Genomic DNA, 3586 nt, shown 5'->3' with positions numbered 1-3586 from the left:
CCCATGAAGGTCGTTTTTTATTTGCTTTTAGCATTTAAAATTAGCCATTAGCGTTTAATTTTTTCATTAAACGGGCTTTTTTGCGGGAAGCTGCGTTTTTGTGGATAAGACCTTTAGCTGCTGCTTTGTCAAGCTTGCTAGCTGCTTCAGCAAAAGAAACTTTTGCTTCAGTATCGTTGTTCACGATTGCTGCTTCTGCTTTTTTAACTGCTGTACGCATAGAAGATTTCACAGTAATGTTTTGAGCTTTGCTCGCTTCACTAGTTTTTACGCGTTTGATTGCAGATTTAATGTTTGGCATTCCGTTCACCTCCTAAAAAAGCATCGAGATTTTATGGAACTCGACATTTCCAGTACATTTCTTATTTTATTAAGAACAAATGATATTTTATCAAACAGGGGTTAATAATGCAATACTCTGCTTTAACTTAAGTCTAGTGTATCGTGAATGTTTTTTTATGTAAAAGGAAAAGATAGGCAATAGTATGCTGTATTGCAGCCAAACTGTTATTGGGAGGAATGAGATAATGAAGGAACCAGTAGATTTGAGTATGTATTCAATCAGGACTGACCTGGCTGTGGAAGCAAGGGAGATGGTGCTGGCAGACCAGGCAGCAACCGTCCATACCCAGGAAAATCTTTCCCATATTGAAGGCGTCATTATAAAAGAAAAAGAAGAAAATGATATAAAAATTTCTCTAGTAGAGGTAACGGCTGAGGGAGAAAAGAGCCTTGGCAAAAAACAGGGCCAATATTTGACAATCGAAGTTGTCGGCATTCGCCAGCAGGATACCGAGCTGCAGGGGAAAGTAGAAAAAGTATTCGCAAACGAATTTGCCCACTTTATCAAACAATCTGGTATCAAGGAAGATGCATCCTGCCTTGTTGTTGGTCTGGGGAACTGGAATGTCACACCGGATGCTTTAGGGCCACTCGTATGTGAAAACTTACTGGTTACTAAGCACCTGTTCGATCTCCAGCCTGAGAGTGTAGAAGAAGGCTATCGCTCTGTTAGCGCATTATCTCCGGGAGTCATGGGACTAACTGGGATAGAGACTTCTGATATTATTTTTGGCGTCGTCGAGAAAACAAAGCCTGATTTTGTCATTGCAATCGATGCACTTGCTTCACGTTCCATCGAAAGAGTCAATTCGACGATCCAGATTTCAGATACAGGCATCCATCCTGGATCGGGCGTAGGCAATAAAAGGAAGGAAATAAGCAAAGAAACTTTAGGTATTCCCGTGATAGCGATTGGAGTTCCTACAGTGGTCGATGCGGTTTCGATTACAAGTGATACGATCGATTTCATTTTAAAACATTTTGGCAAGGAAATGAGAGAAGGCGATAAGCCGTCAAGGTCACTTGTACCGGCGGGCATGAGTTTTGGCAAAAGAAGGAAGCTGACAGAAGAAGACCTGCCGGAAGCTGAACACCGTCAAACCTTCCTAGGAATGATTGGAACACTCGAAGACGAAGAGAAGCGAAAGCTTATATATGAGGTTCTATCTCCTTTAGGTCATAACCTGATGGTGACTCCTAAAGAAGTCGATGTGTTCATAGATGATATGGCAAACCTGATTGCCAGCGGCCTCAATTCAGCGCTGCATACAAAGGTCGACCAGGATAATACAGGCATGTATACACATTAGAATATATTCTATTAGATTTATTTCAAATTCGTTACGGAAGGATTCGAAGTTCTATCTTCTCTAGCAAAGTCATAACATTTACTAGACTTGCATTAGAGAGGTGGAACAATGAGATTTAATAAACGATCTGGAATAATTGTAGCCGTCCAAGGGACTCAAGTAGTAAAAGCCGCATTAGCATTTGTGTTCTTTCTCATTGGGATTTTTTCCATAAGCGGAGTGATGACTTCGCTAAAGCCTGAATATAGGATCACCTCGGATTCCGTTAATCAGGCCGCAAACAATCTGAATGGCCAACTGCTTTTCAGTTTAATGGGTTGGGAGAACCATCAATTCCTTCAGGCGCTCCCAGAGGAATATGAGACACCGAAGCTCACGAATGTCATGTTCAAGCTTTCTACCAATATCAATCTAGATGATCCACGGAGCTTGCTTGGCAGGGAACTACCGGGTTTCTCGCTTTTTGACGGGAAGATATTAGTCGCCGGTGAAGGAACAAATTATACGAACATGCCAATGGAATCAGCTCCCCCTGTAGATGTATTGAAAGCAGAGCAGGAAGCGGCGCTGCAAAACACGGAAGGTTTAGATACGGGTAATCCTGAAGATACGGCAGCACCTCCGCTATCCACTGGAGACCGTAAAGCAGTCTATATTTATTTTACACACACAAGAGAATCCTATCTCCCTTATCTTAAGGATGTGACTGATCCGAATAAGGCCTATCACTCACAGGTGAATGTCACGAAGATAGGTGACCAGCTGAAAAAGAGCCTGGAACAGCGAGGCGTCGGAACAACGGTAGATAAAACGGACGTAATGGCCAATCTCAGCAAGAAAGGGCTTGGGTTTGGAAAAGCCTATCAGGAATCACGACCTGTTGTGGAAGCCGCGATGGCTGGAGACCGGAACCTTCAATACTTTATTGATATCCATCGAGATGGATATCGCAAAGATAAAACGACGATCCAGATAAATGGAAAGCCTTATGCCAAACTTGCATTTGTCATTGGAGGGGAAAATGCCAATTATGAAAAAAACCTTGCTCTCGCACGAGAACTTCATAATCTCCTCGATAAAAAATACGGCAAGGGTTTAAGCAGGGGAATCATCGAGAAAAAAGGTGCCTCGACAAATGGCAAATTCAATCAGGATTTGTCTGGAAATGCACTACTAATAGAGTTTGGCGGGGTTGACAACACATTTGAAGAACTAAACAGGTCTGCTGATGCCCTTGCTGACGTATTCAGTGAATTCTACTGGCAGGCAGAAAAAGTAGATGCGCCAGCGCCGGAATCTCCTGACAAACAATAAAAAATCGATTAGGTGATTGAGATGAAAATGTTTATGCTTAAAAGCTTCATGCTAGCTTCTTTAATGTTCATATCCGTATTGTTCGGCATGCAACAGGCAAATGAAGGCATCCATAAAATGAAAGGCTACGAAGATGATGAATTCAAAAGTGCGTTCAGCATCGAAGAAAAGGAAAATGGGAGCTTTGAAACCGCCATTTTAGGGAATGACATTTCCAGCCATGATTTGAAACAAAAACGGGAAAAACTAGAAGAAATGAAAGCATTCAACCTCTTTTCATCAATAGGGAAAAATCTGGCCGATGGAGTCTCCAATGTCGTTGAGAAAACTGTTGAGTTGATTACAGGGAAGTAAGAAGAGCAGCGGGCTTTTGGTCCGCTGTTTTTTGTGTTGGGATCTCTTTATGGTGAACTAAATATCTCCTTGGCGCCCCCAAAATAGAGATTCATGAAAAAGAGGTCACCAATAGGCCACATTGGTGCCCTAAAAATCGGGATTCGGGAAAAAGAGGTCACTAATAGGAGTCATTGGTGCCCTGAAAATCGGGATTCAGGAAAAAGAGGTCACCAATAGGAGTCATTGGTGACCAAAGAATCGGGATTTAAGAAAAAGAGGTCACC

General features: G+C 42.2%; 4 protein-coding genes. 3 read left to right on the top strand and 1 reads right to left on the bottom strand.

Annotated features, from left to right (window positions below; all coding sequences use genetic code 11):
• Nucleotides 1-40 precede the first annotated feature (40 nt).
• Nucleotides 41-301 carry a 30S ribosomal protein S20 gene (gene rpsT / locus TY49_RS07545; RefSeq protein ID WP_035209610.1) on the bottom strand — a complete coding sequence of 87 codons (261 nt, stop codon included), beginning with the start codon at nucleotides 299-301 and terminating at the stop codon, nucleotides 41-43.
• Between the two features lie 226 nt (nucleotides 302-527).
• Here rpsT and gpr point away from each other — a divergent pair, with 226 nt between their 5' ends.
• The 3 genes from gpr to TY49_RS07530 all read left to right on the top strand — a co-directional run bounded on the left by gpr (nucleotide 528) and on the right by TY49_RS07530 (nucleotide 3320).
• Nucleotides 528-1652, top strand: coding sequence for a GPR endopeptidase (gene gpr / locus TY49_RS07540; RefSeq protein ID WP_041965300.1), 1125 nt, complete (start codon nucleotides 528-530; stop codon nucleotides 1650-1652).
• Nucleotides 1653-1760: 108 nt separating this feature from the next.
• Complete coding sequence (gene spoIIP, locus TY49_RS07535) at nucleotides 1761-2966, top strand: stage II sporulation protein P (RefSeq protein ID WP_041965299.1); 1206 nt, start codon at nucleotides 1761-1763, stop codon at nucleotides 2964-2966.
• A gap of 21 nt (nucleotides 2967-2987) precedes the next feature.
• Complete coding sequence (locus tag TY49_RS07530) at nucleotides 2988-3320, top strand: YqxA family protein (RefSeq protein ID WP_041965298.1); 333 nt, start codon at nucleotides 2988-2990, stop codon at nucleotides 3318-3320.
• The last annotated feature ends 266 nt before the right edge of the window (nucleotides 3321-3586 follow it).

Origin of the sequence: Mesobacillus selenatarsenatis SF-1, assembly GCF_000813125.1 — a bacterium.
Taxonomy (GTDB): domain Bacteria; phylum Bacillota; class Bacilli; order Bacillales; family Cytobacillaceae; genus Mesobacillus; species Mesobacillus selenatarsenatis.
Note: the sequence above shows the minus strand (reverse complement) of the source record. Positions and strands in the feature narration are given on the sequence as shown.